Below are 24,322 nucleotides of genomic sequence, written 5' to 3' on the forward strand. Positions count from 1 at the left end.
GCGCTAGCGCACCCCGTCCTGCCAGACGACGACGCGAACGGTCTGGATCAGGATGAGAAGGTCGAGAAACAGGCTGTAGTTCTTGATGTAGTAAAGGTCGTATTCGAGCTTGTGGCGCGCATCCATCACGCTCGCGCCATAGGGATAGTTCAGCTGCGCCCACCCCGTGATGCCCGGCTTCACGATATGCCGTTCCCGATAGTACGGGATTTCCGCGGCCAGTTCCTCCACGAACACCGGCCGTTCCGGGCGCGGCCCCACGAAGCTCATATCGCCGGTGAGCACGTTGTAAATCTGTGGAATCTCGTCGATTCGGCTCGCTCGCAGGATACGGCCAACCGGCGTTACACGCGGATCCCCCGACTTTGCCCACTGCGCTTTCCCGTCCTTCTCCGCGTCCGCCACCATCGAGCGGAACTTCACGACATTGAAGGTCTTGCCGAACTGCCCCACCCGCTCCTGCCGGTAGAAGGTATCGCCCCGACTGGTCAGCTTCACCGCAAGCGCCGCTAAGATGAGGATCGGCGAGGCGAGCACGAGCAGGATGAGGCTGGCCGTGACGTCGAACAGCCGCTTCAGCATGATCGAAACCGGCTCAGCGCCCAGAAAACCGTCCGAATAGATCAGCCACGAGGGCGAGATCGAACGCAGGTCAACGCGCCCAGTCTGCCGTTCGAGGAAGCTGCTGATTTCCGAGACCGGAAAGCCCGCCAGCTTCACCTCAAGGAGCTTTTCGCTCGGCGCCGCGCCGCGGCGCTCATCGAGCGCCAGCACGACCTCGTCGATCCGCAGCTGCTCGCACAGATCGACAAGCGACGGCACCGAATCGATGGGAATCGCATTGTCGATCGCATTGCCCGTGTTCGTGAGCCGCACCACGGCGGCGGCGGTGAAGTTCGAATCGGACGCCTCCGCCGCGCGTGCCAGCCGCGCACCCCGCTGCCCCGCGCCGATGATGAGCACACGGAAACGGAAGCTCTTCCACTTCACGATCCGCGACATGAGGACCCGCCACGCGAAGATCACGACGAACGTGAGCGCGATCGCATAAAGAACGACAGACCGCCAAAGATCGACGTCCGGGAAGAAGAACAGGATCACCGAAATGGCCGTGATGCTGACCAGCATGGCCACGGCAAGCCGGCTCATCGCCATGCGCAGCGACCGGAAACAGTCCATCTGGTAGGCCCCGATGCCGAGCATCACGAGGTACACGGTCAACGCATAGAGCGCGAACTGCGGCGCGCGCTCCGCGATGCTGCCCGGGTCCATGTCGATCTGCTGCGTACGGAAAAGCCACGCGGCCTGTGCCGAAAGATAGATCAGCACGATCTCGATGAGGCCGAGGATGAGCAACGGACGTGGGAGATAATGGTTGAAAAGTCGGATCAAACGCGGCCACCCCTGCTCATAGGCTTCGACTATCCCCCTGCTTTGCCGACAGTTTACAATAGCTTGCTAGGAACACGCCAGCGACGGATTTATAGCGTGGATGCGCCAGTCCGAGTTCGGCACCGCTTGTGGGTGCCTTAACCCGGACCTAATGGCTGTGCAGGTAGAGCAAGGCGGTGAACAAAGTGCAAACCACGCCCGTTATCCTTTCCGGAGGCGCCGGAACCCGCCTGTGGCCGCTGTCGCGCAACGCGACCCCCAAGCAGTTGCTTCGCCTCCTGGGCTCCGAAACGCTGATCCAGTCGGCCGCACGGCGTGCGCCTGCTGAAAATGGCTTCAGAGCGCCACTTATCGTCGCCGGAGAAGCGCATCTCGCAGAGATCGAAGCGCAGCTCGCCGAGATCGGCGTTGCGCCGCGCGCGATCGTTCTTGAACCCGCGGGCCGGAACACCGCGCCCGCTGTGGCACTTGCCGCGCTCATGCTGCCCGACGACGAGCTGATGCTTGTCATGCCGTCCGACCACATCATCAACGATGTTGAGGCCTTCCGCGCCGCGATCGCACGCGCCGAGCCCCTGGCGAACGACGGCTGGCTCGTTACCTTCGGCATCACGCCCGACCGCCCGGAAACCGGCTACGGCTATATCGAAACCGCCGAATCCATTGCTGACGGCGTCCACCGCGTTGCACGGTTCGTCGAAAAGCCGCCGCTGGAGACGGCGAAAGCCTATCTCGAAACCGGTCGTTTCTGCTGGAACGCCGGCATCTTCCTGCTTCGCGCCGGCAACTTCCTTGCCGAGCTGCGCCGCCATGCCCCGGACATAGAAGCCGCCGTGCGCCGGTCGGTGGCGGGTGCCGCTGATGAAGGCGCGATCCTTCGCCCCGGCCGCGAAAGCTTCCTCGCCTCCCCATCGGACAGCATCGACTATGCCGTGATGGAGAAGACCGAGCGCGTCGCAGTCGTTCCCGTTGAAATGGGCTGGTCGGACATCGGTGCCTTCAACGCCCTCCTCGAACAGCTTCCACGCGACGAGGGCGGCAACGCGGTGGGCGGCGACGTCATTGCGCTCGACACTGCGGATTGCCTCATCCGCAGCGAAGGCCCTCTCGTGGCCGCCATCGGCGTCTCGAACATCACCATCATCGCCACCGGTGACGCCGTCCTCGTCGTCGCGAACGAGCGCGCACAGGACGTGAAACGCATCATCGACACGCTAAAGGCGAATGGCCGTCACAACATGAGTTGAACGTGGCGAACGGCTTCGCTATAGCCGCGCCTTCGGCTGGAGACGTGGGTGAGTGGCTGAAACCAGCGGTTTGCTAAACCGCCGTACGGGGTTAACCCGTACCGAGGGTTCGAATCCCTCCGTCTCCGCCAGAGAAGCTTGTAAGAAATTGCTTTTATAAAGAAATTTCTGAATTGCGAAGTTATGACCCCAACTTGGGGGCCACTCTCGCGATAGGTTGGCATGGCCTTTTGAGAACTGCTTGGCACGCACTGATTCGTGCTTTGGGTTTTTGTTGGCTGTCGGCAAGCGTTGTTCAGTCGAATTTTTGGGCGGCTTCGAAAATACGCCCCGCGTGAAGATACGGACGCGCAGGTCCTTGCCGACGCTCTTTATACGCCTTGATGATTCTTCAATTTGTCCAACACGGAAATCAGCGCGCGTTCTGTAGACGTCAGATATTTCCCGGCACGTGGCTTTGAAAGTTTGATGTGTTTTCGAAGCCTGGCATCGCTTGCGAGGTCAAGGAGCCGGGGGTGCACATAGGCGCTTCTGGCCACTGCGACCGTATTGCCGAGAGCAATGCTCACGGGCTCTAGCACCGCTTTCACCGGAATCGGACCGTCGTTCGCCAGGACCACTTCCAGCGCTATCGCGCTGGCACCCCATGTACGGAAATGTTTGGCGCTGTAATCCGTGTCCATAACCTCATGGATATACGCGTTCACATCGCCGGACGTTACGGGATGGATCTCGCCGTCCCCGCCGATGTAGGCGAACAAGCGCTGCCCCGGCAAATCCTGGCAGCGTCTCACGGCGTTCGCCAGCAGCCGGTCTGTCACTTTCAGGCTATGGACCTTGCCGGACTTGCCGCGAAAGCGCAGCGCAATGGTCTGTCCGTTCAGCCGAACGTGCCGGCTGCGCAGCGTCGTAGCGCCATAGCTGTCGTTTTCCTGCGCGTAACAGTCATTGCCCACCCTGACCTGCCCGCCATCAAGCAGTCGGATTACGGCCGCAACGGCCTTGTTCTTATCCAGCCTGCGCTTGGCGAGATCCCGCTCCACGCACGCGCGCAACTTGGGCAAGGCTCGCCCGAAATCTGCAAGACCGGCGAACTTCTCCGCATCGCGGTGGGCCCGATAATCGGCGTGATAGCGGTACTGTTTGCGGCCGCGCGCGTCATAGCCAGTAGCCTGCAAGTGCCCGTTCGAATCCCTGCAGAACCATGTTTTCGTGTAAGCGGGTGGCACGGCAAGGCGATTCAGACGGTCGATCTCTTGGCGATCCGTCACGCGTGCGCCATCGTCTTTAAGATAGACCCAGCCTCTCCCGGAACGCCGCCGTGTGTAGCCTGGCTCGGTATCGTCAACATAGCGAAGACCGCTTTTCATCTGCGCATAACGCTGAGATTGCTGGTTGTTTCCCTGACCCCTGCTGTCACCGGCGCACTGAAGCGGCAAGTCTTAAGGAGTTTCGTGTGGCCTGTCTTGGTCGGGTTCGTTGGGTAGGATTTCGGGCGGGGCCCTTAACGGTTCGTTCGCAGGAAAGCGGGTGGCGGGGTTCGACGCCGGAATATGGAGAGACAAGGGCGAGCCCCCCTGATAAGCGTCGTCCATGGCTTCACTTTTCTCACGGAGGCCCGATCTCGCGATCGATTTCGGGACTGCCAACCTGCGGGTGATACGGCGCGACGAAGGCGTCGTCTTCGACGAGCCCTCGCTATGCTGCTTCAGCAAGGATGGGAATGCGCCGGGCCTTATTGCCGCGGGTATGGGTGCGCAGGCAATGGTAGACCGCACGACGGGAAACCTGGAGGTCAAACGGCCGCTCCGCCGCGGTGTGCTTCAGGATATCGATTCAGCGCGCGAACTGCTGCGCTATGCGGTTCCCAAAGCGCTTGGGCGCAGACGGACGGGCCCGGTTCGCGCCGTGATCGGCGTTCCCGCCGATGCGACAATGGCCGAACGCAGCGCGTTGCTGACAGCCGCGCGCGACGCAGGTATCGGTTCCGCCCGTCTCATTGCAGAGCCGTTTGCGGCGGCGATCGGCGCGGGTCTTCCGGTCTCGGCAGCAACCGGAACGATGCTGGTTGAATGCGGTGCCGGAACCACCGAGGTCGCGGTTCTCTCGCTCGGCGGCATCTGCCTCACACGCTCGGTGCGTATCGGGGGCGCATCGCTCGACCAGGCGATCGCCGACGCCCTGCACTTCCGCCACAAGTTCCTGATCGGAGACACGACGGCGGAACGAGTCAAACAGGAGTATGTCCGGCTGCGCGAGGCCGCGACTAAAGCGGCAGCCACAATCGCCGTGAAGGGGCGCAGCCTGACCTCGGGAATGCCGACCACGATCGATGTGACCCTGAAGGAACTCGATACGGTCGTCGAAAGGCATGTGACCGAGATCGTGGAGGTCGTCCTCGACGTTCTCAACGGAACACCCCCCGAACTGAGCCAAGACATCCACGACAATGGCATCGTGCTTACCGGGGGCAGCGCCGTGGTTCCTCTTATCCGGTCCATGATCGAAAATGCCACTGGCCTACGGGTGGTTGCCGCGGATACGCCCGCGCAGTGCGTTCCAAACGGCTTGCACCACATGCTCCTCAACTAGGACTCGCTTCAGCCTCAATCGATCGCGGTCCTGACCGCGCCGACGAAAAGCACTGACTATGCGCGCCGGTGGCTTCGCATGGCAAAGCTCGATGTGATGCGCGACACACCCGGCAGACGCGACAACACATCCCTGTGGAACTGTCCGTAATCGTCAATGCCGGCGATCTGGATGCGCAGGATATAATCGCCAGCGCCGGTCATAAGATGCCATTCCTCAATCTCGGGATGCTTCCGCAGCGCCGTCTCGAAGCGCGACAGATACTCTTCAGTCTGCCGCTCAAGTTCGACCTGCACGATCGCGACCGTTCCTTCCTCGGGCAGAGCACCAGCGACGATCGCCGTATAGCCACGGATGACGCCGGACTTTTCGAGAAGGCCGACACGGCGAAGACACGCCGATGGGGAAAGCCCAACCTTCTGCGCGAGCGCATTGTTCGGGATGCGCGCGTTGAGGCGAAGCTCATTGAGAATCCTGCGGTCGATATCATCGAGCGAGATCATGCATATCATTCCAAAACATCGAATATTATTTGATTAGTTTGATTTCATTGACACTTCAAACATCAAAGAAGCGGAAAATTCGAACCTGGTGCGGATATGCTCTTTCTCGGAGGCGAGCATGTCGAGACCCATCAATGCGATGTTTTCAAGTCGGCTGACGGTCGATCTCGGCGTATTACGCGCCAATTATCGCACGATCGCCAGCCATGTCGCGCCAGCCGCGTGCGGTGCTACGATCAAGGCAGATGCCTACGGCCTCGGCGCGCGAGACGTCGCGCCCGCACTTTACGAAGAGGGTTGCCGCACCTTCTTCGTGGCGCAGCTTCGCGAGGCGCTCGGCGTCGCCGATACGCTTGGCGGGGATGCCGAGATCGTCATCCTCAACGGCCTCGACCCGGGCGCCGAAGCCGTCTGCGCGGCGCATGGGTTTCTGCCCGTCCTCAATGCTGACAGTCAGGTCGGGCGCTGGCGCGGCCTTGCGCGCGCGCTGGGCAAACCGCTTCCGGCCGTGCTTCAGGTGGACAGCGGAATGGCGCGTCTCGGGCTCGACGCTGTCGCAGCCCAAGCTTTGGCGGCTGACCCGGCATTCATACAGGAGGTCTCGCTTCGCCTGATCATGACGCATCTCGCTTGCGCGGACGAACCGGGCCGCGCGGCGAATGCCGAGCAACTCGCGTGCTTTCAGGAAATACGTTCGCTGTTTCCTGCAGCACCGGCTTCAATCGCCAATAGCGGCGGGGCTTTTCTGTCTTCCGCTTTCCACTGCGATCTCGTTCGACCCGGCATCGCGCTCTACGGCGTGCATCCCCATTCAAGCGGCCCGCCGATGGCCCCGGTAGTCCGGCTCGACGCACGCATCCTTCAGATCCGGGATGTCGAGGCCGGTACCGGCGTCGGCTACGGACTCGACGGTGCCGCGCCGTCGCGGCGGCGTCTTGCGACGCTGGGCATCGGCTATGCCGACGGCTGGCCGCGCAGCCTCGGGGGAACAGGATCGGCGTGGCATACGGGACAGCGGCTGCCGATCGTCGGCCGCGTATCGATGGATAGCATGACGGTCGATCTGACCGCGCTTGCGCCCGATACGCTTGCAGAAGGCGATTTCGTCGAACTGCTCGGCCCTTCCCAATCGCTCGCCGACGTCGCGAGCGATGCCGGAACCATCGCTTACGAAATCCTCACACGGCTCGGCACGCGCTCGGAACGTATCTTTACAGGGTATCAAACTGCCGCAGCGGCGGCTTTGGAGACAGTGCAATGAAGGTTGCAGTCCTGGGTGCTGGCGTTGTCGGTATCACGTCCGCTTATTATCTTGCAGAAGCGGGCCACGAGGTGACGGTGATCGATCGGCAGCCGGGACCCGCTCTCGAAACGAGCTTCGCCAACGCGGGCGAGGTTTCGCCGGGATACGCGTCGCCATGGGCCGCCCCCGGGATTCCCGTGAAGGCGCTGCGTTGGCTTTTCATGCACCATGCACCGCTCATCCTGCGCCCCAAGCTCGACCTTGCGATGGTGCGTTGGATCGCCGCGATGCTGCGCAACTGCACTGCGACGCGCTACGCGCTGAACAAGAGCCGGATGGTGCGCCTTGCCGAATTCAGCCGAGACGAGCTTGCCGCACTGCGCGAGCGCTTGCCGATCGAGTACGACCAACGGACGCTCGGCACGCTGCAGCTGTTCCGGACACAGAAGCAGCTCGATGCGAGCGCGGACGACATCGCCGTGCTCCAATCCTACGGCGTACCCTACGAAGTTCTGGACCGCGATGGTTGCGTGCGCGCGGAGCCCGGCCTTGCGGCATCGCGCGACCGTTTCGTGGGCGGGCTCCGTTTGCCCGGCGACGAAACCGGCGATTGTTACAAGTTCACGGCTGCGCTCGCGGAATGGCTGGCGGCACGAGGCGTGGGCTTCCGGTACGGTACGGGCATCGAAGCGCTGGAAACGGTGTCCGGCCGGGTCAACGCCGTGCGAACGACAAAAGGGACGATCGCGGCTGATGCCGTGCTCGTGGCACTCGGCAGTCACTCGCCGCGGCTGGTACAATCGCTCGGCATTCGCCTGCCGGTCTATCCCGTGAAAGGCTATTCCGTGACGCTGCGGATCGCCAAGCCGGAACAGGCGCCCGTTTCGACCCTGCTCGATGAAAGCTACAAGGTTGCCCTAACGCGGCTTGGCGACCGCATCCGCGTGGGCGGGATGGCCGAAATCTCCGGCTACGACAACAGCCTCCCGGATCGCCGTCAGGAAACACTCCTGCACTGCGTGAACGATCTCTTCCCCGGCGCCGCCGACCTGCAGGAGACGGGATACTGGAGTGGTCTGCGCCCAATGACGCCCGACGGTCCGCCGATCATCGGCGCGACGCGGGTGCCGGGCCTCTTCCTCAACACCGGTCACGGCACGCTCGGCTGGACGATGGCCTGCGGCTCCGGTCGCCTTATCGCCAGCCTGATCAGCGGCACCGCTCCTCCGATTGATCCGGAAGGGCTTGACATCAAACGCTATTCATCGTGACGAACACAGCGAGAAGGAGAATTTCAATGAGCATCCAGCGTTTGCATTCCGGGTCCCGCATGAGCCAGGCCGTGATCCATGGCGGCATCGCCTATCTGGCAGGCCAGGTCGCACTCGGACCCGACGTACCGGCGCAGACGCGCGCCGTTCTCGCACAGATTGACAGCCTTCTCGCCGAAGCGGGCACCGACCGGTCCCGGATTCTTCAGGCGACGATCTGGCTTGCGGACATGGCCGACTTCGGGGCTATGAACGTGGTGTGGGAGGAATGGATCGGCGGCGCCAATGCCCCGGCACGCGCCACGGGCGAGGTTCGCCTCGCGACCCCTGATTACAAGGTCGAGATCATTGTGACGGCCGCTCTGTCGTGAGGTGCCTCGCGGAATGACAGGATAAACGCGTGTTCGGCCCTAATCGTCGAACACGCGCAATCTTATGGTTAGCGTGCCGGCCCATTAAACGGAAACAGTCGCTCGCAGAGCGCGAGTGCGTCGCCAACGGCCGCGAACGACGCAGTATTATCGAAGATACGCCACGGCGGCTCAGCTCCCCGCTGCTCACGCGCGAGCAGCGCCGCGTAGCTGCCAGCCGTTCCGCGCCATAGGGCGAGCGATAGATGACCGGCGATCCGTGCAGGCGCCGATAGGACAGGCCGGCCCAGCCGCCCGGTATGGCGGCTGCAGGGCTCCTGGCGGGATCAGCGGCGACGCGCGCGATGCCGAGGCGCGCGAGCAGCCGGTCGGGTGCCGTTTCGAACCAACTCGGGTGCCGAGGTTCGCAAACGACGCGCGCCGGGGTCGCGGCCGTGAGTTCGAGGAAGAAGTCTTCGGCCACGTGCGATTGGTAGTCAAAGCTCGGCGGCAGCTGGACGAGCAGCACCGCAAGCTTCCGGCCGAGCCCGGACGTCTCGTCGAGCAGACGCGCGAATAGGTCACTGCAACCGACGAGCCTGCGCTCGTGGGTGATCGCGCGAGGCACCTTAACCGCAAAGCGGAAACCGTCCGGCACGATCGCGCCCCAGCGTGTCCAGGTCGTCGGATGGTGCGATCGATAGAAGGAGGAATTGACCTCGACGCACGAGAAACGTGCGGCGTAGCGTTCGAGCACGGAGCCTTCGCACGGAAACTGGTTCGCATAGTGCGAGGCGATGCTCCACCCCGCAGTTCCAATCCTGAACAGCATCCGACTCCAACGCGGGACCATGGCGAATGGATGCACGCACGATGCGTGCGCCCGTACCACTATTGTCCGGTCAAATCTGTGGCGCAGATACTTTCCGTCGTCTGGGAGGACTCATTCCCGTCTCCAGCGGGCCAGATGAACCGACATCCGACGGCTGTCGCGCCGACCTCATAGTGCACCTCTCCCGCAGGAACGGCAGAGAGCGCCGACCGAATGACTTTCGTGCCAAGTCCGACACGGTCTCCACTCGGAGAGATCGCCAGCCCTCTCTCTTGCCATTCGATATGGAAATGGTCATCGAGCCGCCGGACTCTGAGTTCAACCGAGCCCTGCGGGTCGGCGAGCGCACCATATTTCATGGCATTGGTCGCAAGTTCGTAAAGCGCCATGCTGAACTGTGTGACCGCACGTGCTGGCACGTTTGCACCGCACTCGATCTGCACATGAAGGCGCGGATTGGGCAGAAACGGACCAAGCGCCGCATGGACCAGGTCTTCGACGGGAAGATCCTGCCATTCGCTTTTCAGCAGCATGTCCTGTGCAACCGCGAGCGCATTCAGTCTTTCGTCGAGCCGGTCCCGATAGCTCTTCACATCGCCGGCGTTCGCGCTGATCTTTCGTGAGATCGACTGTACCACCGCCAGTAGATTTTTGATCCGGTGCACCGACTCTTGCGCCGCCCGTTGGCGCAGGTCTTCCGTACTGGCGAGTTCGTCGAGCAAAAGCCGCGCCATGCCGCTCGTAAGAATCGTCACACTGGCTGTGCAGAGGTACACGAGAGCGGTCATGATCCTGAGCGGGTCGAGCGCCTCGGGCGTCGGCGGCGACATCCACAAGGTCCACGCCACCACGGCGCTGAGCACAACCGCGAACAGGCCAACCCGCACACCGCCTAAGAATGCGCCAAGGACGATCGCTGGATAAAGCGTGATATACGGTGGAAGCGGTTGCCGCGCGACGGCATCCATCGGAATGCGGGCCAGCACTGCAAGCCCGATCAATATTACCGCGCATAGATAGGCTTTGGGGCTCGCGGGCGGAGGAAGCCAAGGTCGCACTTTGTCAATCAGCCGCGATTTTACCTTGGACGTGTCCTGCATCACAGCCTTCTAGTCGAGTACCGGTCCAACCTTCACAGCGTGCGCGGGTACGGCGCAAAGTTCGCGTACAAATCACCATAACGCAATGCCCCGTGCGATGAACGGACGCTCGGCTCTGCTTTGGGTCTGGCAGTAAAGGCCATGCGCGCTGCCCGCGCCCAGTTCAAGGCAGGCGACAGGCTCACACTGTCCGCCAATGTCAACAACGTGTTCGATCGCGCGCCGCCGATCAGCCCGACGGGTCCGGCGTTTTACGACGTGATCGGAACTTATTTCACCATGGGCACTCGCGTCGCATTCTGATCATGCCCTCCCCCCTCGGCAGGCGGCATTGCCGCTTGCCGAGGTTTCTATTGAGAGCGGCCCCGCGCCTCGATCGGCCATATATCCACCAGGCGGTCGCCCTGGACCACGTGGTAGGTATCGTAGAGATTTACGGTCGGGTCGCAGTGGGGAACCGAGCAGGTGATCACGGCGCCGATCGCGAGCGCGGTGTCCGCTGAGAGGGTCAGGCCGCCCTGTTCGTCACCGTAGAAGAAGTAGGTGGTGCCGGGTGGGGCTCCAGCCAGAATCCGGGGAACCTCGGCATCGGTGGCGAAGGCTTTGTAGCCGGCGTCCACGGTGGCGAGGCCGGGGTGGTTGGCGCTGATGACGGTGGTCTGGACGAAGAGCGACGAGCGATACGGTGCGGGTTCGCCGGCGGTGACCCATACGTCTGCGTACTGGCTGTCCATGAACGGATAGGAGCCGGGCTGGAGTTCGGTGAGGAGGCCCATTTCGGTATCGATGACGAGGCTGCCGGTTCCGCCGCCTGTGGTGAGCGGTTGCGGGATTCCGCGCCCGCGCAGTGCGGCGAGCGGCGCCATCGCGGCTTCGAGCGCAGCGCGGCGGGCGGGTGTGCCGGCGACGTGCATCAGATGCCCGGCATAGGCCTGCACGCCCGCGAATTCGAGCGCGGGATGCGCGAGGATCGCGTGGATGAGTGCTTCTGCGGCTTCGGGCGTCGCGGCCCCGGTGCGATGGAGACCGACATCGAGATCGACGACGAGCTTCAGGCGCCTGCCCGACGCGGCGGCGGTATCGCCGATGCGCGCGAGCACGACAGGATGATCGACGACCGCGCTGAGATCGTCGAGCCGGGCATTCAGCGCCATCAGGCGCGCAATGCCATCATCGGTGACGACCGGCGAGGTGACGAGCAGGCCGTCGATACCGCCCTCCGCAAGCGCCTCCGCCTCACCGAGCTTAGCGCAGCCCTGCCCGACAGCGCCCGAAGCGATCTGCCGCCGCGCGACGCTGACCGAGCGATGGCTCTTGGCGTGCGGGCGGAAGGTACGCCCGTTCGCGCGGCAGAATTCGGCAACCGCCGCGATGTTCGCCTCGAAGGCATCGAGATCGAGCACGAGCGCGGGGGTCGGGATCTGCCAGCGGCTTCCCGGCTTGCCGATCAGATCCCAGATATCAGAAACCGGCATGGGCGGCCCAGCGGACGGCGCGGAGCGCGGCCCTATCCGTTCGGTCGAGCGCGAGCGGCGTGATCGTGATGTGCCCGGCGCGATAGGCGGCAACGTCGCCGGCCGCAGGCGGCGCGGTTTCTTCTGCAATACGTGCCCGGTAGAGCGTCACGCCCTCGCCCGCGTCCGCCGCATCGAACCCGGCGATACGCACGGTCATGCCGCGTGCGGGCGCGATCGTGACACCCTTGGGGTTCATCGGAATGTTGACGTTCAACATGACCCCTTCCGGAAGCCTCTTCGCAAGCGTCTTTCGCACCAGCTTGCGGGCAATTTCGGCGGAAGCAGCGTAGTCGCGTCCGTATCCCATGTCCTGCGAAATGGCGATGGCGGGAACGCCGCGCACCAACGCCTCGACCGCTGCGTTGACCGTGCCCGAATAGAGGTTTGCAAGGCCCGTGTTCTCGCCGCGGTTGATGCCCGAGACGACGAGATCGAACCGCCTGCCATCCGACAGCGCAGTGAGCCCGAGCCCGGCAGCCTCCGCGGGGGAGCCTTCGACGGCATAACCCGTGCCGCTGCCCACCGCGACGCTGCGCACCCTGAGCCCATCGCGCACGTTCGGAATCGCATGGCTCGCGCCCGATTGTTCGCCGGCGGGCGCGGAGACGACGACCTCGCAATCCGCTCGCAGCGCATCGGCGAGCGCGGCGATGCCGGGGGCGCCGACGCCATCGTCGTTGACGATAAGCAGACGGCATCCCCCGGCGGCCGCCGGGGACGCAGCGGCAAACAGAAACGAGGCGGCAATGACGGGCTTCAACATGCGGACCTCCCTATTCGACATCGAACGTGCGCCACGGCGTTTCGCAGGGCGGCCCTGCGGCGACATGCAGGCGCGGCGGGCTGCCGAGTTCGTAGATCATCGACCCCGCCGTGAACCCGATCGGGCTGCCGAGCACATCGCGATGTGTGCGCGAAACGGGATTCGCCGGATCATCGTGCGCGGAAAGCGCGGCGCACAGGGTTTCGAGCGTGGAGGCGCCGTCCTGCTCGACACGTCCAGCGATGGAAAGCAGCCGCTGGCGGCTGTTGTTGAACGTAGGCCGTTCGGTTTCGGGAAGCCCGGCGATACGCACCTGAAAGGCGCCGAGATCCGAACTCGCGAGCACATGGTTGGTGTGGCAGATGCGGCCAGTCTCCGCGCCGCCGGGACATTCGGTGACGCTGAGCGCCGAACATTCGAAGCTGCCGACGCGGCCGGGCGCTGAGAGCAGATAATTCTGCCCCGAAGCATGAGGCACGGCGCGCAGGAACGCCTCGGCCTCCGCGAAGCTGCGCGCTTCGAGCAGACGGCGGACGATGAAGGCCACGGGCAGTCCCGTACGCGAAGGCTGAAGCTGATTGAGCGAATTGCAGCAGAGGCCGAGGCGCGAACTGTTGACACCATTGAGACCGATCATACCCGCGAAGCTGAAGACGAGCGCGACATGCCCGTCCGGTTCCCGAATGCGCATCAAAATCTGGTGCCCATCGAACATCGGCGGGATATCCATGTTCTGCCCGCCGAAGGTGATGCCCTCCCCCACGATGCCGAAGCTGGAGCATTTCTGCCGGGGATGTGCCGGTTCGTGATGGAAGAAGCCGTACTGCCACTCTTCGTCGCCGAACTGCGTGTAGACGACATCATCGGGATCTAGCCCGGCGCCTTCCGCGATACCGATCGCCTCTTCGAGAAGGTGCGGCGCGTGTGCGCGAACCGTGGGGAGGAAATCCGCATAGCGCCGGAAGCCCGCGTAGAATTCGGCGGGATCGAGATCATAGTAGGCGCGCACATAATCGCGATATTTCGCGCGCAGCTCGAGGATGTTCGCACGCAGCGTTTCGCCATGCGCGCGGCCGCGTTCGCGCGGCGTGCCCTCGAGATCGAGGACCGGAAGGTTCGCGGTATCCATGACAGCTCTTTCAGATTGCCCGGGTGCGGGATTCGATGCGGCGACGGATGATGTCCTGCCGCTTGCGGGTGATCGGGAAGCGCGTCGCCATGACGGCGGCGGCGGCCCAGAGGAGAACCGGGAGGCCGACGAAGACCGCAATGAGCCCGCTTGCCGCAAAACCGGTGTTAACGCCCGTCGCACTGTAGCCGATCAGCCCGAGCAGCAGGAAAGCCGCACCGCCGCCGATCGCGAAGTTGAGCTTGGCGATCAGGATCATGAACGAGAAATAGCTGCCGGAGCGATCGATACCGCTGCGCCAGGTTTCATAATCGACGATATCGCCGACCATCGCATAAGGCGCGACCTTCGTCGCCGCCTCGGCAAACCCAAAGGCGAGCGCGAGACCGATCATCGGGACAAACGCCGCCTCCCCTTTCGGCACCGCCAGCATGGCGAGCTGGACGAACACGAGGCTGCCCCAGCTGAGCGCGAGCGCGCGATGGCGCCCGATGCGCTGCATCACGCGGTGCCAGAGCGGCATACCGGCAAGGTTCGCCGCAGCGGACGCGACGTAGAGCATGGCGAAGCGATCGCCGATGCCGAGGTGATTATCGACGAAGAGATAGAACACTGCCGTGAACGCACCGGTGCCGAGGCCGCCGAAGATGAAGGTGACGACGAAGATGAAGAGCGGGCGGTTTTTGGCAAGCGAGCGGATCGCCTCCAGCCCCGTGCTGCGTTCTTCGGGCAGCGCATCGCCTTCGGGAACGCGCCAGACGGCGAGCGCAACGCAGGCGGGAAGCAGCACGGCGATGACCACCGCCATGAACATCATCGTCTGCGGGCCGATTTCCGAGGAGGCGAAGATCGGCAGCATCGGGATCGCCATGAACAGCAATGTGCCGAGTGCGCCCATCACCGCGATCGCCGTAGAGATCTTCGTGCGCTCCGCATAATCGCGCGAGAGTTCGACGCTCCACGCGCGATAGGGGATTTCGAGCATCCCCCAGCCGAGGAACAGCGCCATCGACGCCGCCATCAGCCACCCGGCCCCCGCATCCGGCGCGGGCGTGAACAGTGCCCAGACAGCAAGGACCATCACGACCGCACCGGCCACCACCCAGGGCTTGCGGCGCCCGAACGGCCCGCGCGTGCGATCGCTCATATGGCCGATGACGGGATCGATCATCGCATCGAAGATGCGTGAGACGAGGAATACCGAACCGATCGCCGCCATCGAGGCCGCCGTGTGCTTCGCATAGAAAGACGGGATGATCGCACCCACAGGGATGTGCGCCATCATCACCGGCAGCGCCGGAAGGGCGAACAAAGCGATGCGCGAAGAGGGGATGCGCGGTGTCATGGCAGATGCCAGCCGACGAGATTGAAATAGAAGAGCGCGGCAGTGAGCAGCGCGCCGCCGATGGCGAGCGCTACGAGCCACAGACACCGGCCCCTGCCCGGCCCCTCTCCCCCGAGCCCGGCTAACGTGGCGAGCGCGAGAACCAGTGTGGATGCCGCAATGAGGTTGCCTGCAACCGTAAGCGCGGCGAACAGGCGCGTATCGGCGAAGGCCCACGCGAACACCGGATTGCCGAGCCACGCCGTTCCCGCAACCGGGATGAGCATGGCGCCAAGCGCGCCAAGCCCAAGCATGAACGCCGCCCATCGCGCGACCTTGTGGAGACCGCGCCGGGAGCGCCAGAAGAGCGCGGCGAGACCCGAAAGCGAAAGGACGAGACCCACGCCGCCCGCCAGCCGCGCCTGCGCGGGACTGAACCGCGCCGGGGCGAACATTTCGATCGCGACGTGTGTCGCGGCGTAGCGGACCTTGCCGTCGCGGTCGGTCGCGAAGGCATAGAGATCGGAGGCCCCGGCATCCGGCACATATTGCGTCACGTCGGCGCGGAAAAAGCGCCCCGGCGCATATTGCCGATAGCCGGATATGCCGTTGATCGTGAGCGTGCCCCCGGCGCCCGCGCGTGCATCGATTACCGCACCGGGATTTGTGAGCGCTTCGGGCGTTGTCGCGGGGCGGCGCGCGGCGCGGTAGAGCCCGGCGAATTGCGCCGTCGGCGGCAGCGGGCCTGCAACGATGGGCGGTGCGTAGACGCCGAGTTCGCGTTCGAGATAGCTGCGGCGGATTGCGAACATGTTGAGGCTGGTTTTGGTATCCAGCGTCTTGCCGGAAAGCTTCGCGGCAAATTTCTCCCACGCCGATGGCCCAGCATAATCGCCCATCACCAGCACGACGAGCGCGCGGTCGCGACCGGGGAGCAGGATGAAATTGGCCTGAAAACCGGGACCGGAACCGGCATTCTCGACGATGCGCGCGCCGTTCCAGTCGCTGACAACGAAGCTCATGCCGAACCCCGACACGTCGGGCGCATTGGCGACCATGCGGCTGTGCATGAGCTTCGTGGTCTCGGCATTCGCGATGCCGGGCGCACCCTTCTGCTCGGCGGCGATCTGTGCCGCGGCGAAGCGCGCCATGTCTTCCACTGTCGAGACGATCGCCGCGGAGGGCGCAATGTAGGGGTGATAGGCCCACGTCTGCGGTACGGGCGTGCGCGTGCCGTTCGTGTGCAGCGTCGTAGGCAGCGCGATCGGCTGGTCCGGCCGCGTACGCACAAACGATTTCGCCATGCCGAGCGGACCGAAGACATGACGCGCGACGTAATCCGGATAAAGTTCGCCGGTGACATCCTCGATCAGCAGGCCGAGGATCGCGTAGCCGTTGTTCGAATAGACCGACACGTCGCCGGCGCGGCGTACCTGCGGCGGCAGGCGTTTTTCGATCGCCTCCGGCGGCAGCGGAACCTTCACCGGGACGGGTGTCGCGAGGCCGTAGGTGCTGTCGTCGAAACCCGCGCGGTGGGTGAGGAGATTGCGCACCGTGATCTCGCGGCCGCCGCGCGCGGGCAGATGGACGCGCTTCAGATAGCGGTTCGCGGGATCGTCAAGCGATGCGATGCGGCCGCTTTCCAGAAGCTGCGCGATCGCAGTCGCGGTGAACGATTTCGAGACGGAGCCGATCGAGAACGGCGTGCCGTCCGGCGTGACCGGGTGGCCCCGGTCTTCGCCGTACGCCTTGAGGAACACGGTTTCGCCGTGCTCGACAATCGCGACCGCCGCGCCGGAGGCACGCCCCTCCGCCACAGCGCGGCCCACGACCGCGTCGGACCATGCCGCGAGGTCGCCGCTCGCCGCTGCCGCCGGAACCGGCGACAGGGCGAGAAGCAGGACGGAGAGAAGACCGGGAAGCCGCATCAGAAGGCCGCGGCCAGGCGGACGCCGTAGGTACGCGGCGCGCCGTAGTTCACATATTCCTGACCGAGGAGACCGCCGAGCACAGGCGTGCCGCGCGCATTCATATAGCGCTTGTTGGCGAGGTTCTTGCCCCACAGCTCGACCGTCCAACCGCCATCGGCGGTGGTGAAACCGAGCCGCGCACTGTAAAGCGTGTAGCCGGAGATGCGGTCCGCCGGGGCGTTTTCCGGATCGACGAAATAGTGTGCGCGGTAGGTCATGTCGCCGCGCAGCGTGACGCTGCCGACGCCGGCATCGTGCGTGTACTGCGCGCCGAAACTCGCCGTCCAGCGCGGCGCTTCGGGGAGGCGATTGCCGTCGTAGTCGACGCCCGCGCCGCCCGCGTTCTTGAAGCTGTCGAATGTCGCGTCAAGATAGCCGACGCTGCCGTCGAAACGCAGGCCCGCGATCGGCGACGCTTCGAAATCGAGTTCGACACCCTTGATCGTCGCCTCGGCGGCGTTCGAGATGTTGAAGCCTGCGAACTGCTGGAACTGGATGACCTGCAGGTCGCGGTAATCGGTGACGAACACGGCGAGGTTCGCGCGCACCGCACGATCGGGCGAGACGTATTTCGCGCCGGCCTCGTAATTCGTCGCGCTTTCGGAATCGAAGTCGACGAGCGCGCTCGGCACGTAATCCGCGTTGAAGCCGCCGGATTTGAAACCTTTCGCAACCTTTGCATAAAGATTCAGTGTGTCGTTCGGGCGCCATGCGAGACCCAGCGTCGGCGACAGGTCGTCCTCCTTGTAACGATGGCCCGAAAGCGAGACGGTCGCGATACCGAACAGCGGCGAGCCGACGAGATCCATGTCGAGCGTCTTCTTCTCCGACGTGTAGCGCAGGCCGCCGGTGAGCGTCAGCGCGTCGGTGATCTTGTAGTCGAACTGGCCGAAGGCGGCATAGCTGTCGGTGAGCACCTTTGCGTCCAGCGTCACGTCGATCTGGAACGGCAGCAGGTTCGTGAGGCGCGACAGGCGCGAGGTGGTGACGCGCTGGTGGAAATAGTAGAGGCCCGCGACCCACGAGAGGCGCGTGCTCCCGTTGGAAGCGAGGCGGAGTTCCTGCGAGACCTGCTCCTGATCCTCCTTGAAAAGGCCAGTGAGGAACGGGTTTGAAGAGCCGTCGTCGTCGGTGAGGAATTCGATGTCGGTCGTGCGGTAGGCGCTGATCGAGGTGAGCGTCGCGGGGCCGAAATCGAGGTTGGCGGTGGCGCTGGTGCCGAAGACGTCGCGCTCCTGGTAGACGGGCGTGTCGATGTCCACGTCGCGAGGCGTGCCGGTGGCGCCGAGGCCGGTCGCCATCTCGTTGACGTTCGGGCGGTAGCGATCGTGCAGGCCGTCGACGGCGATCTGGAGATCGAAGCCGTCCGTGGGCGTCAGCAGCAGCTTCGCCTGCGCGCCTTTCGAATCTTCGGTGTAGAGATCGCCGCCCGTGTGGAGATTGTGCTGGTAGCCGTCGCGCTTGCGCATGTAGCCGCCGACGCGGATCGCGAGCTTGTCCTTCACGATCGGGCCGCTCGCCGATGCGCGGACGCGGAGCGCGTCGTAGTTTCCGTACTGGAGTTCGAGATTGCCTTCGAATTCCTGCGAGGGCGCGCGCGTGATGATGTTGATGGCGCCCGCGGTGGTGTTCTTGCCGAAGAGCGTGCCCTGCGGACCGCGCAGCACCTCGACCTGCGCGACATCGAGCATGTCGACGCTGAACGAACTCGGGCGGCCCGTGTAGACGCCGTCGACATAGAGGCTGAGGCCGCTTTCGAAACCGATGTTGCGCGCATCGCTCGAAATGCCGCGCAGCGAGATCTGCGGGCTGACGACGTTGTCGACGCTCGTGAACATGAGGTTCGGCACCGAATGTTCCAGATCGCGCAGTGCATTCACGCCACGCGCGGCGATATCTTCCGCGTCGAACACGGTCATGGCGATCGGCACGTCCTGAACGCGCTCTTCACGCTTGCGCGCGGTCACCAGGATTTCCTCTGGTGCGACGGCGGTTTCCGCCGCAAGCGCCGGCATTGCCAGCGGTGCGGCGAGCGCGGCGAGTGCGACGCCTGCGAGTGAGCGGCCCGAAACCATCATCGAAGACCGCATAATAGCCTTATCCCTGCTGAACATCGACTTTCCCCCTTTGCTGGTGATCGTCCCTCCCCGGGGACGTGGTGATGACGCCCGCCCCGTCCGCGAAGGGATCGGGATCGAACGGCCATTTCGGACGGCTGAGATGCCGGTAGCGTGCGGCATCGCCGGTAAGACTGAGAACGCCGGGCGATTCGACGTAGGCGATACGCCCCGCGATCGATTCGAAACCGGCGACGAAATGCTGTGCCGACTTGACGACGATGACGCGCGCCGCCTCCGGCATTGCGCCCAGCATACGGAAGACCGCAGGATCGACGCATTGCACACGCCGGTCGCACACGGCGAGACGGACGCCGCCGATCTCCAGCAGCACCGCGTCGCCCATCGGCCAATCCCATCCGTCGGCGTGCTGCACGGCGTCGCGCACCACCGAAAGGACGCGCGCATCGACATCGAGCGGCGGGCCGGACCACGGCGATGCCTTGCCGCCGATGCGAAAGCGCGCCTCGCCGCCCGGCCCGAGAGCCGCTGCCTGACGCACCAGCATCGGATCCCAGACGAGCCCTGCGAGCACACCTTCGATGCCCGCGTCGATCACGGCCCCGATCAGCCATGTCGCATCGCCGGGCGCGCCGCCGCCGGGATTGTCGGCAGCGTCGGCGAGCACGAGCGGTGCGCCTTGCCAGCCTTCCGCCAACGCGGCAGCTTCGGGGACCGAAAGCAGCGGCGGCAGGGTCGTGCCGCGCAGCGCGAACAGGCGATGCCCGAAGCGCTCGGCAACCTCTTGCCCCAGCGGGGCGTTGCCGTCCGTATAGACGAGCATCTTCGTGCCCATCTCGGGCACGTCGCCCCACGGAAAGCCGTGAACGAGCGACACGGACAGGATCAGCCCCTCCTCCGCCGCCGACATGTCGTCCACGAACGCGCGCATCGGCTCGCGGTCGGTGAAATAGAAATCGATCATCCGGCAATCGAACACCGACGCCACGGGCCGGATCGCGCCCACCCGGCATTCGATGAGCCTTTCGACGAGCCGCTGCGCGCGATCCTCGATATCGGTGTGCGGATACTCCCTGAAGAAGATCAGGAGATCGGCGCTCTTCACCATCGCATCGGTGAGATGAGCGTGCGGATCGAGCACGGCGCCCACGGGAACATCAGGCCCGACGATGGCGCGCACGCGCTGCAGGATGTCGCCCTCGCAGTCCGGAACGCCGGCCGCGATCATGCCGCCATGCAGGCTGAGCGCGACCGCGTCGACGGGCAACGCAGCGCGCAGATCGTCCAGCAGCCGGTCGCGAACCTCTGCATAATCCGCGGCGGACATCGGCGCGGCGGGTTCGGCGGCAACGCACAGGCCCTGCGCGACGTGCCACCCATGCGCCTGCGCGGCGAGCCGGAAGCCTTCGAGCGGCGCAGGCCAGATTGCTGCATCGCCGAGCGCCCCGGCTTCGACCCATAGATGATCGCGGAAGCTGCCAATGTCGGTCGGCACCGGCGAGAACATGTTCGTTTCCGCCGACAGCGCCCCAACGAAGATCTTTCCCGCGCTCATATCCCTCCCGACTCATCGACTGACTGTCAGTCACTAGAGTTGACACTCGCGATATGCCGTGTCAAGACCGTTGCCATCACGAAGGTTTCGGGATCAGGAGAGACAGGTTCGGATGGCTGGCACGAGCGCACGGAAAAAGCCGGACCTTGCCGTGAAAGGCGCTGCGACCAAGCGGACGCTGCCGCCCGAAGTCCGCAAGGCGCAACTGCTCGCCGCCGCGCGCGCCGTACTCGCCTCCACCGGCTTTTCGCGGATGCGCGTGTCGGACGTGGTGGCCGCCGCCGGGCTTAGCCAGGGCGCCTTTTACCTGCACTTTTCCAGCAAGGACGACATCGTCATCGAACTGATCCGCGCGATGGTGGCGGAAGCGGTGGCGATGCTCGGTGCGATCCCGGTGGAGGCCACGGATATGGAAACCGGCATTCGGAAGGTGCTGGAGGGCTATTATCGCACCTGCTTCGCCTATCGCGACGTGCTCGACAACATCGACAGCGGCACTTCGACCGGCATCGACCGCGACCGTTGGAACGATGCCTTTGCGCCGCTCAACGTCTTTGCTCTGCGCGCGGTGGCGACATGGCAGGCAAAAGGCGAGATCGGGCCGGGTGATCCCGATCTCCTCTCGTGGCTGTTAATCGACACGATCAACGGTGCCCTGCCCCGCCTTTTCGGCCATTCACGCAACCGCATGTCCGCGGACTATCAGGACCGCGTCGGTGACTGGCTGCTCGCAGCTCTGCGGGGTTTCAAGAGCGGAAGCTGAATAGACCAGCCTTGCCGTAGATGAGCATTTTTTGCATTTTCATGACTGATCATCAGTCGTTTACGGAGACACACCTTTGCGAACCGATGAGTATGCACGTTGCAATGCGCTGGACCTCGCCGCCCTGATTCGCGACGGCGGCGTAACCGTGGCCGAGGTGGAGAATGCGGCACGCGACGCTCTCGCGGCGCTGAACCCGGCGCTCAACGTGCTGGCTGGCCCGGTGCCTTCTCCCCCCCCCGCCACGCACGGCACCTTTGCGGGCGTACCGACGCTGGCAAAGGACATCGGCTGGGCGATGGCCGGCGTGCCGCAGGAAATGGGCTGCCTGCTTGCAGAAGGGCTGCGGCCCGCCGAAGACAGCGAAGTCATCAGGCGTATCCGTGCAGGCGGCTTCTCCATCATCGGGCGCTCGACGACGCCCGAACTCGGCAGCGCCTTCACGACGGAATCGCGCGGGATCGGCATAACACGCAATCCGTGGGACGTGTCGCGGTCCACCGGCGGATCGAGCGGCGGCGCGGCGGCGGCGGTTGCCGCGGGGATCGTTCCACTGGCCCTCGCTGGAGACAGCGCCGGCTCGATCCGCATTCCCGCGCACTGCTGCGGGGTGTTCGGTCTGAAACCCTCGCGCGGCCGCCTTCCGACGGGCCCGCAGGCGGGCGAAGTCAACAGCGGGCTGACCGCCGCGCATGTGATTACCCGCAGCGTCCGCGATTCCGCCGCCGCGCTCGATCTGCTCGCCGGGCCCGATACCGGCTACCGCTACACGGCGCCATCGCCGGGCGGCAGCTTCCTTGCAGCGACCGAGCGCCCGCCCGCACCGCTGCGCCTTGCACTGCTGACAGCGAGCCCCTTCGCCGATACCGTCGATGCCGGCGTGATCGCGGCAGCCGAGGACACTGCACGGCTTTGCGAAGCGCTGGGGCATTCGATCGAGCCGATCGCCATCGCCTTCGACGCCGACGCGGCGATCGACATGCTCGTGACGATCTGGTCGGCGAACATCCTGCGCGCCGTCCGCCGCATCGAGGCCGCGACCGGACGACGCGCGGACGCCGATACGGTCGAGGGAGCAACGCTGACGATGATCCGCCACGGCGAGACGATCAGCGCCGAGGCGTATCTTGCCGCGCTCGATCAAATGAACCTGTTCTGCCGACGCATGGCTATCGCTGCCGACACATTTGACGCGGTCATCTCCCCGGTCTTCGCCTCGCCCGCCCTGCCGCACGGCGTGCTGTCTCATGATCGCCGCGTGGACCCCGGCGTCGAAGCGCTGGCCGAATTCTTCGCCGACGTGTTCCGCCGCGCGCCGTTCACGGTGCAATACAACCTCACCGGGCAGCCCGCGATGAGCGTGCCGCTGCATGTGCTTGACGGATTGCCGATTGGCACGCAGATCGCCGGTCGACCGGGTGGTGAGGAGAGCCTGCTTTCGCTTGCCGCCGCGCTTGAAAGCGCACGGCCGTGGCGGGACACGCGGCCGCCGGTCTCCGCCGCACGAACCGGAGTTTCCGCATGACCGAGTTGCTTCTGAACCCGCTCAAAACCGCTGATCCGCAGGGCGGCCTGCCCGCCGACGCGCATCTCGAACCGATGGCGATGCTCGCCGCCTGCCCCGCCTATGCGCCGACACCGCTGGTGCGGCTGCCGGGGGTCGCGCGGCGGCTCGGTGTGCGGCAGGTGCTTGTGAAGGATGAGAGCAAGCGCATGGGGCTCGGCAGCTTCAAGGCGCTGGGCGGTGTCTATGCGGTGTTCAGCGTCGTGCGTGCGCAGGCCGAAGCCGCGCTGGAGCGCACGCTCGATCCCGCCGAACTCGTCGGCGAAGAGGTTCGCACCATCGCTTCGGACATGCATTTCGTTTGCGCCAGCGACGGCAACCACGGCCGCGCCGTGGCGGCGGGTGCGCGGCTCGTCGGTGCGCGCTGCTCGGTCTATCTGCACGCGGGCGTGACCGAGGAACGCGCCGATCATATCCGCAGGCAGGGCGCGGCGATCGTGCGCGTCGACGGCACCTATGACGATTCGGTCGAGCAGGCGCGGCGCGATGCGGCACGCACAGGCGCCATCCTCGTTTCCGACACCGCGGACGCACCGGAATGCGCGGACGATCCGCTGCCCGTTCGCGTCATGCAGGGGTATACGGTGATCGCCGAGGAAATCCGCGCGCAGCTCTCGCCCGACGAGCAGCCGACGCACCTGTTCGTGCAGGCCGGCGTCGGCGGGCTTGCCGCTGCGTTGGCGAGCCGTTTCAGCGGCAGCCCCGACGCACCGCGCATCATCGTCGTTGAGCCGGACAGCGCCGACTGTCTGCTGGAAAGCGCGCGCGCCGGCGGCGCGACCGAGATAGCGCACAGCGCGGAGACGATCTTCGCGATGCTCGATTGCCTGCGCCCTTCGCTGCCGGCATTCGCAATTCTGAAGGACCGTGTAGACGCCTTCATATCGGTGGCCGACACCTACGCCGCCGAAGCTGTCCGCAGCCTCGCCACTCCTGCCGAAACAGACACCGCGATCCGCGCAGGCGCATCCGGCGCCGCCGGCCTCGCGGGTGCGCTGGCCGCCAGCACCCTCGGATGGCGCGAAGCCATCGGCATGAACAGCACTTCCACCCTGCTTTTCATCATCACGGAAGGCGTGACGGACGAAGGCGAGTTCGAACGCTTGACGCGGACCGCGCGGTAAAGAGG

Annotated in this window: 21 protein-coding genes and 1 tRNA gene; 10 read left to right on the forward strand and 12 right to left on the reverse strand. The window is 64.8% G+C overall.

Going from position 1 to position 24,322, the window contains the following annotated elements; all coding sequences use genetic code 11:
- Positions 1 to 3: 3 nt before the first annotated feature.
- Positions 4 to 1,392, reverse strand: a complete 1,389-nt coding sequence (locus ACFQ00_RS19245) for a TIGR03013 family XrtA/PEP-CTERM system glycosyltransferase (RefSeq protein ID WP_381494806.1) — start codon at positions 1,390 to 1,392, stop codon at positions 4 to 6.
- 176 nt (positions 1,393 to 1,568) lie between these two features.
- Here ACFQ00_RS19245 and ACFQ00_RS19250 point away from each other — a divergent pair, with 176 nt between their 5' ends.
- Positions 1,569 to 2,639: a mannose-1-phosphate guanylyltransferase/mannose-6-phosphate isomerase gene (locus tag ACFQ00_RS19250; protein ID WP_381494809.1), complete on the forward strand. Its 1,071-nt coding sequence runs from the start codon at positions 1,569 to 1,571 to the stop codon at positions 2,637 to 2,639.
- 38 nt (positions 2,640 to 2,677) lie between these two features.
- Positions 2,678 to 2,770 (forward strand) — tRNA-Ser (locus ACFQ00_RS19255).
- A 240-nt stretch (positions 2,771 to 3,010) separates the two neighbouring features.
- Here the strand turns inward: ACFQ00_RS19255 and ACFQ00_RS19260 are convergent.
- Positions 3,011 to 4,009 (reverse strand): DNA topoisomerase IB, encoded by a 999-nt coding sequence (locus ACFQ00_RS19260; protein ID WP_381494812.1) that lies wholly within the window; start codon positions 4,007 to 4,009, stop codon positions 3,011 to 3,013.
- A gap of 223 nt (positions 4,010 to 4,232) precedes the next feature.
- On the opposite strand from ACFQ00_RS19260, the gene mreB reads away from it, so the two are divergent.
- Positions 4,233 to 5,231, forward strand: a complete 999-nt coding sequence (gene mreB, locus ACFQ00_RS19265; RefSeq protein ID WP_381494816.1) for a rod shape-determining protein — start codon at positions 4,233 to 4,235, stop codon at positions 5,229 to 5,231.
- 56 nt (positions 5,232 to 5,287) lie between these two features.
- Here the strand turns inward: mreB and ACFQ00_RS19270 are convergent, their stop codons facing one another.
- Positions 5,288 to 5,734, reverse strand: a complete 447-nt coding sequence (locus ACFQ00_RS19270; RefSeq protein WP_381494820.1) for an Lrp/AsnC family transcriptional regulator — start codon at positions 5,732 to 5,734, stop codon at positions 5,288 to 5,290.
- A 118-nt stretch (positions 5,735 to 5,852) separates the two neighbouring features.
- Between ACFQ00_RS19270 and alr the strand changes: the two genes are divergently transcribed.
- Genes alr through ACFQ00_RS19285 form a run of 3 tightly spaced genes read left to right on the forward strand, consistent with a single transcriptional unit; the run spans position 5,853 to position 8,619 of the window.
- A complete protein-coding gene (gene alr / locus ACFQ00_RS19275) occupies positions 5,853 to 6,995 on the forward strand; it encodes an alanine racemase (RefSeq protein WP_381494823.1) in 1,143 nt (380 codons plus the stop codon).
- Positions 6,992 to 8,248: a D-amino acid dehydrogenase gene (locus ACFQ00_RS19280; protein ID WP_381494826.1), complete on the forward strand. Its 1,257-nt coding sequence runs from the start codon at positions 6,992 to 6,994 to the stop codon at positions 8,246 to 8,248. Before alr ends, ACFQ00_RS19280 begins: the two co-directional genes overlap by 4 nt.
- Positions 8,249 to 8,274: 26 nt before the next feature.
- Complete coding sequence (locus ACFQ00_RS19285; protein WP_381494829.1) at positions 8,275 to 8,619, forward strand: RidA family protein; 345 nt, start codon at positions 8,275 to 8,277, stop codon at positions 8,617 to 8,619.
- Here ACFQ00_RS19285 and ACFQ00_RS19290 read toward each other — a convergent pair.
- Both ACFQ00_RS19290 and ACFQ00_RS19295 read right to left on the reverse strand, forming a co-directional pair.
- Positions 8,594 to 9,355, reverse strand: coding sequence for a DUF72 domain-containing protein (locus ACFQ00_RS19290; RefSeq protein ID WP_381494832.1), 762 nt, complete (start codon positions 9,353 to 9,355; stop codon positions 8,594 to 8,596). The two genes, ACFQ00_RS19285 and ACFQ00_RS19290, sit on opposite strands and share 26 nt — an antisense overlap.
- A gap of 134 nt (positions 9,356 to 9,489) precedes the next feature.
- Positions 9,490 to 10,530 (reverse strand): sensor histidine kinase, encoded by a 1,041-nt coding sequence (locus ACFQ00_RS19295; RefSeq protein ID WP_381494835.1) that lies wholly within the window; start codon positions 10,528 to 10,530, stop codon positions 9,490 to 9,492.
- 141 nt (positions 10,531 to 10,671) lie between these two features.
- On the opposite strand from ACFQ00_RS19295, the gene ACFQ00_RS19300 reads away from it, so the two are divergent.
- Positions 10,672 to 10,833 carry a hypothetical protein gene (locus ACFQ00_RS19300; protein ID WP_381494838.1) on the forward strand — a complete coding sequence of 54 codons (162 nt, stop codon included), beginning with the start codon at positions 10,672 to 10,674 and terminating at the stop codon, positions 10,831 to 10,833.
- Between the two features lie 47 nt (positions 10,834 to 10,880).
- Here the strand turns inward: ACFQ00_RS19300 and ACFQ00_RS19305 are convergent, their stop codons facing one another.
- Genes ACFQ00_RS19305 through ACFQ00_RS19335 form a run of 7 tightly spaced genes read right to left on the reverse strand, consistent with a single transcriptional unit; the run spans position 10,881 to position 20,866 of the window.
- A complete protein-coding gene (locus tag ACFQ00_RS19305; protein ID WP_381494841.1) occupies positions 10,881 to 12,005 on the reverse strand; it encodes a DSD1 family PLP-dependent enzyme in 1,125 nt (374 codons plus the stop codon).
- Positions 11,992 to 12,810: a 5'/3'-nucleotidase SurE gene (gene surE / locus ACFQ00_RS19310; RefSeq protein WP_381494844.1), complete on the reverse strand. Its 819-nt coding sequence runs from the start codon at positions 12,808 to 12,810 to the stop codon at positions 11,992 to 11,994. Before surE ends, ACFQ00_RS19305 begins: the two co-directional genes overlap by 14 nt.
- Before the next feature lie 10 nt (positions 12,811 to 12,820).
- On the reverse strand, positions 12,821 to 13,939 hold the full coding sequence (locus ACFQ00_RS19315; RefSeq protein WP_381494847.1) for a C45 family autoproteolytic acyltransferase/hydolase: 1,119 nt from the start codon (positions 13,937 to 13,939) through the stop codon (positions 12,821 to 12,823).
- A gap of 10 nt (positions 13,940 to 13,949) precedes the next feature.
- Entirely contained in the window at positions 13,950 to 15,284 is a 1,335-nt protein-coding gene (locus tag ACFQ00_RS19320) for an MFS transporter (RefSeq protein ID WP_381494851.1), read from the reverse strand.
- Complete coding sequence (locus ACFQ00_RS19325) at positions 15,281 to 17,191, reverse strand: serine hydrolase domain-containing protein (RefSeq protein WP_381494855.1); 1,911 nt, start codon at positions 17,189 to 17,191, stop codon at positions 15,281 to 15,283. Before ACFQ00_RS19325 ends, ACFQ00_RS19320 begins: the two co-directional genes overlap by 4 nt.
- Complete coding sequence (locus ACFQ00_RS19330; RefSeq protein ID WP_381494858.1) at positions 17,191 to 19,323, reverse strand: TonB-dependent receptor; 2,133 nt, start codon at positions 19,321 to 19,323, stop codon at positions 17,191 to 17,193. Before ACFQ00_RS19330 ends, ACFQ00_RS19325 begins: the two co-directional genes overlap by 1 nt.
- Before the next feature lie 7 nt (positions 19,324 to 19,330).
- Entirely contained in the window at positions 19,331 to 20,866 is a 1,536-nt protein-coding gene (locus ACFQ00_RS19335; protein ID WP_381494862.1) for a M81 family metallopeptidase, read from the reverse strand.
- 112 nt (positions 20,867 to 20,978) lie between these two features.
- Between ACFQ00_RS19335 and ACFQ00_RS19340 the strand changes: the two genes are divergently transcribed.
- The 3 genes from ACFQ00_RS19340 (at position 20,979) to ACFQ00_RS19350 (ending at position 24,317) form a co-directional block, all read left to right on the forward strand.
- Complete coding sequence (locus ACFQ00_RS19340; protein ID WP_381494866.1) at positions 20,979 to 21,629, forward strand: TetR/AcrR family transcriptional regulator; 651 nt, start codon at positions 20,979 to 20,981, stop codon at positions 21,627 to 21,629.
- 76 nt (positions 21,630 to 21,705) lie between these two features.
- On the forward strand, positions 21,706 to 23,154 hold the full coding sequence (locus tag ACFQ00_RS19345; protein WP_381494869.1) for an amidase: 1,449 nt from the start codon (positions 21,706 to 21,708) through the stop codon (positions 23,152 to 23,154).
- On the forward strand, positions 23,151 to 24,317 hold the full coding sequence (locus ACFQ00_RS19350; RefSeq protein ID WP_381494872.1) for a diaminopropionate ammonia-lyase: 1,167 nt from the start codon (positions 23,151 to 23,153) through the stop codon (positions 24,315 to 24,317). The genes ACFQ00_RS19345 and ACFQ00_RS19350 overlap by 4 nt, the downstream gene beginning before the upstream one ends.
- Positions 24,318 to 24,322 lie beyond the last annotated feature (5 nt).

It is taken from the genome of Sphingosinicella xenopeptidilytica (genome assembly GCF_042676985.1).
Classification (GTDB): Bacteria; Pseudomonadota; Alphaproteobacteria; order Sphingomonadales; family Sphingomonadaceae; genus Sphingosinicella; species Sphingosinicella xenopeptidilytica.

Excerpts from the sequence above, each read along its gene's own strand:
- ACFQ00_RS19260 (WP_381494812.1), bottom strand. The coding sequence starts at position 4,009 with ATGAAAAGCGGTCTTCGCTATGTTGACGATACCGAGCCAGGCTACACA.
- mreB (WP_381494816.1), top strand. The coding sequence starts at position 4,233 with ATGGCTTCACTTTTCTCACGGAGGCCCGATCTCGCGATCGATTTCGGG.
- ACFQ00_RS19270 (WP_381494820.1), bottom strand. The coding sequence starts at position 5,734 with ATGATCTCGCTCGATGATATCGACCGCAGGATTCTCAATGAGCTTCGC.
- alr (WP_381494823.1), top strand. The coding sequence starts at position 5,853 with ATGTCGAGACCCATCAATGCGATGTTTTCAAGTCGGCTGACGGTCGAT.
- ACFQ00_RS19280 (WP_381494826.1), top strand. The coding sequence starts at position 6,992 with ATGAAGGTTGCAGTCCTGGGTGCTGGCGTTGTCGGTATCACGTCCGCT.
- ACFQ00_RS19285 (WP_381494829.1), top strand. The coding sequence starts at position 8,275 with ATGAGCATCCAGCGTTTGCATTCCGGGTCCCGCATGAGCCAGGCCGTG.
- ACFQ00_RS19295 (WP_381494835.1), bottom strand. The coding sequence starts at position 10,530 with ATGCAGGACACGTCCAAGGTAAAATCGCGGCTGATTGACAAAGTGCGA.
- ACFQ00_RS19300 (WP_381494838.1), top strand. The coding sequence starts at position 10,672 with ATGCGCGCTGCCCGCGCCCAGTTCAAGGCAGGCGACAGGCTCACACTG.
- ACFQ00_RS19305 (WP_381494841.1), bottom strand. The coding sequence starts at position 12,005 with ATGCCGGTTTCTGATATCTGGGATCTGATCGGCAAGCCGGGAAGCCGC.
- surE (WP_381494844.1), bottom strand. The coding sequence starts at position 12,810 with ATGTTGAAGCCCGTCATTGCCGCCTCGTTTCTGTTTGCCGCTGCGTCC.
- ACFQ00_RS19315 (WP_381494847.1), bottom strand. The coding sequence starts at position 13,939 with ATGGATACCGCGAACCTTCCGGTCCTCGATCTCGAGGGCACGCCGCGC.
- ACFQ00_RS19320 (WP_381494851.1), bottom strand. The coding sequence starts at position 15,284 with ATGACACCGCGCATCCCCTCTTCGCGCATCGCTTTGTTCGCCCTTCCG.
- ACFQ00_RS19325 (WP_381494855.1), bottom strand. The coding sequence starts at position 17,191 with ATGCGGCTTCCCGGTCTTCTCTCCGTCCTGCTTCTCGCCCTGTCGCCG.
- ACFQ00_RS19330 (WP_381494858.1), bottom strand. The coding sequence starts at position 19,323 with ATGCGGTCTTCGATGATGGTTTCGGGCCGCTCACTCGCAGGCGTCGCA.
- ACFQ00_RS19335 (WP_381494862.1), bottom strand. The coding sequence starts at position 20,866 with ATGAGCGCGGGAAAGATCTTCGTTGGGGCGCTGTCGGCGGAAACGAAC.
- ACFQ00_RS19340 (WP_381494866.1), top strand. The coding sequence starts at position 20,979 with ATGGCTGGCACGAGCGCACGGAAAAAGCCGGACCTTGCCGTGAAAGGC.
- ACFQ00_RS19350 (WP_381494872.1), top strand. The coding sequence starts at position 23,151 with ATGACCGAGTTGCTTCTGAACCCGCTCAAAACCGCTGATCCGCAGGGC.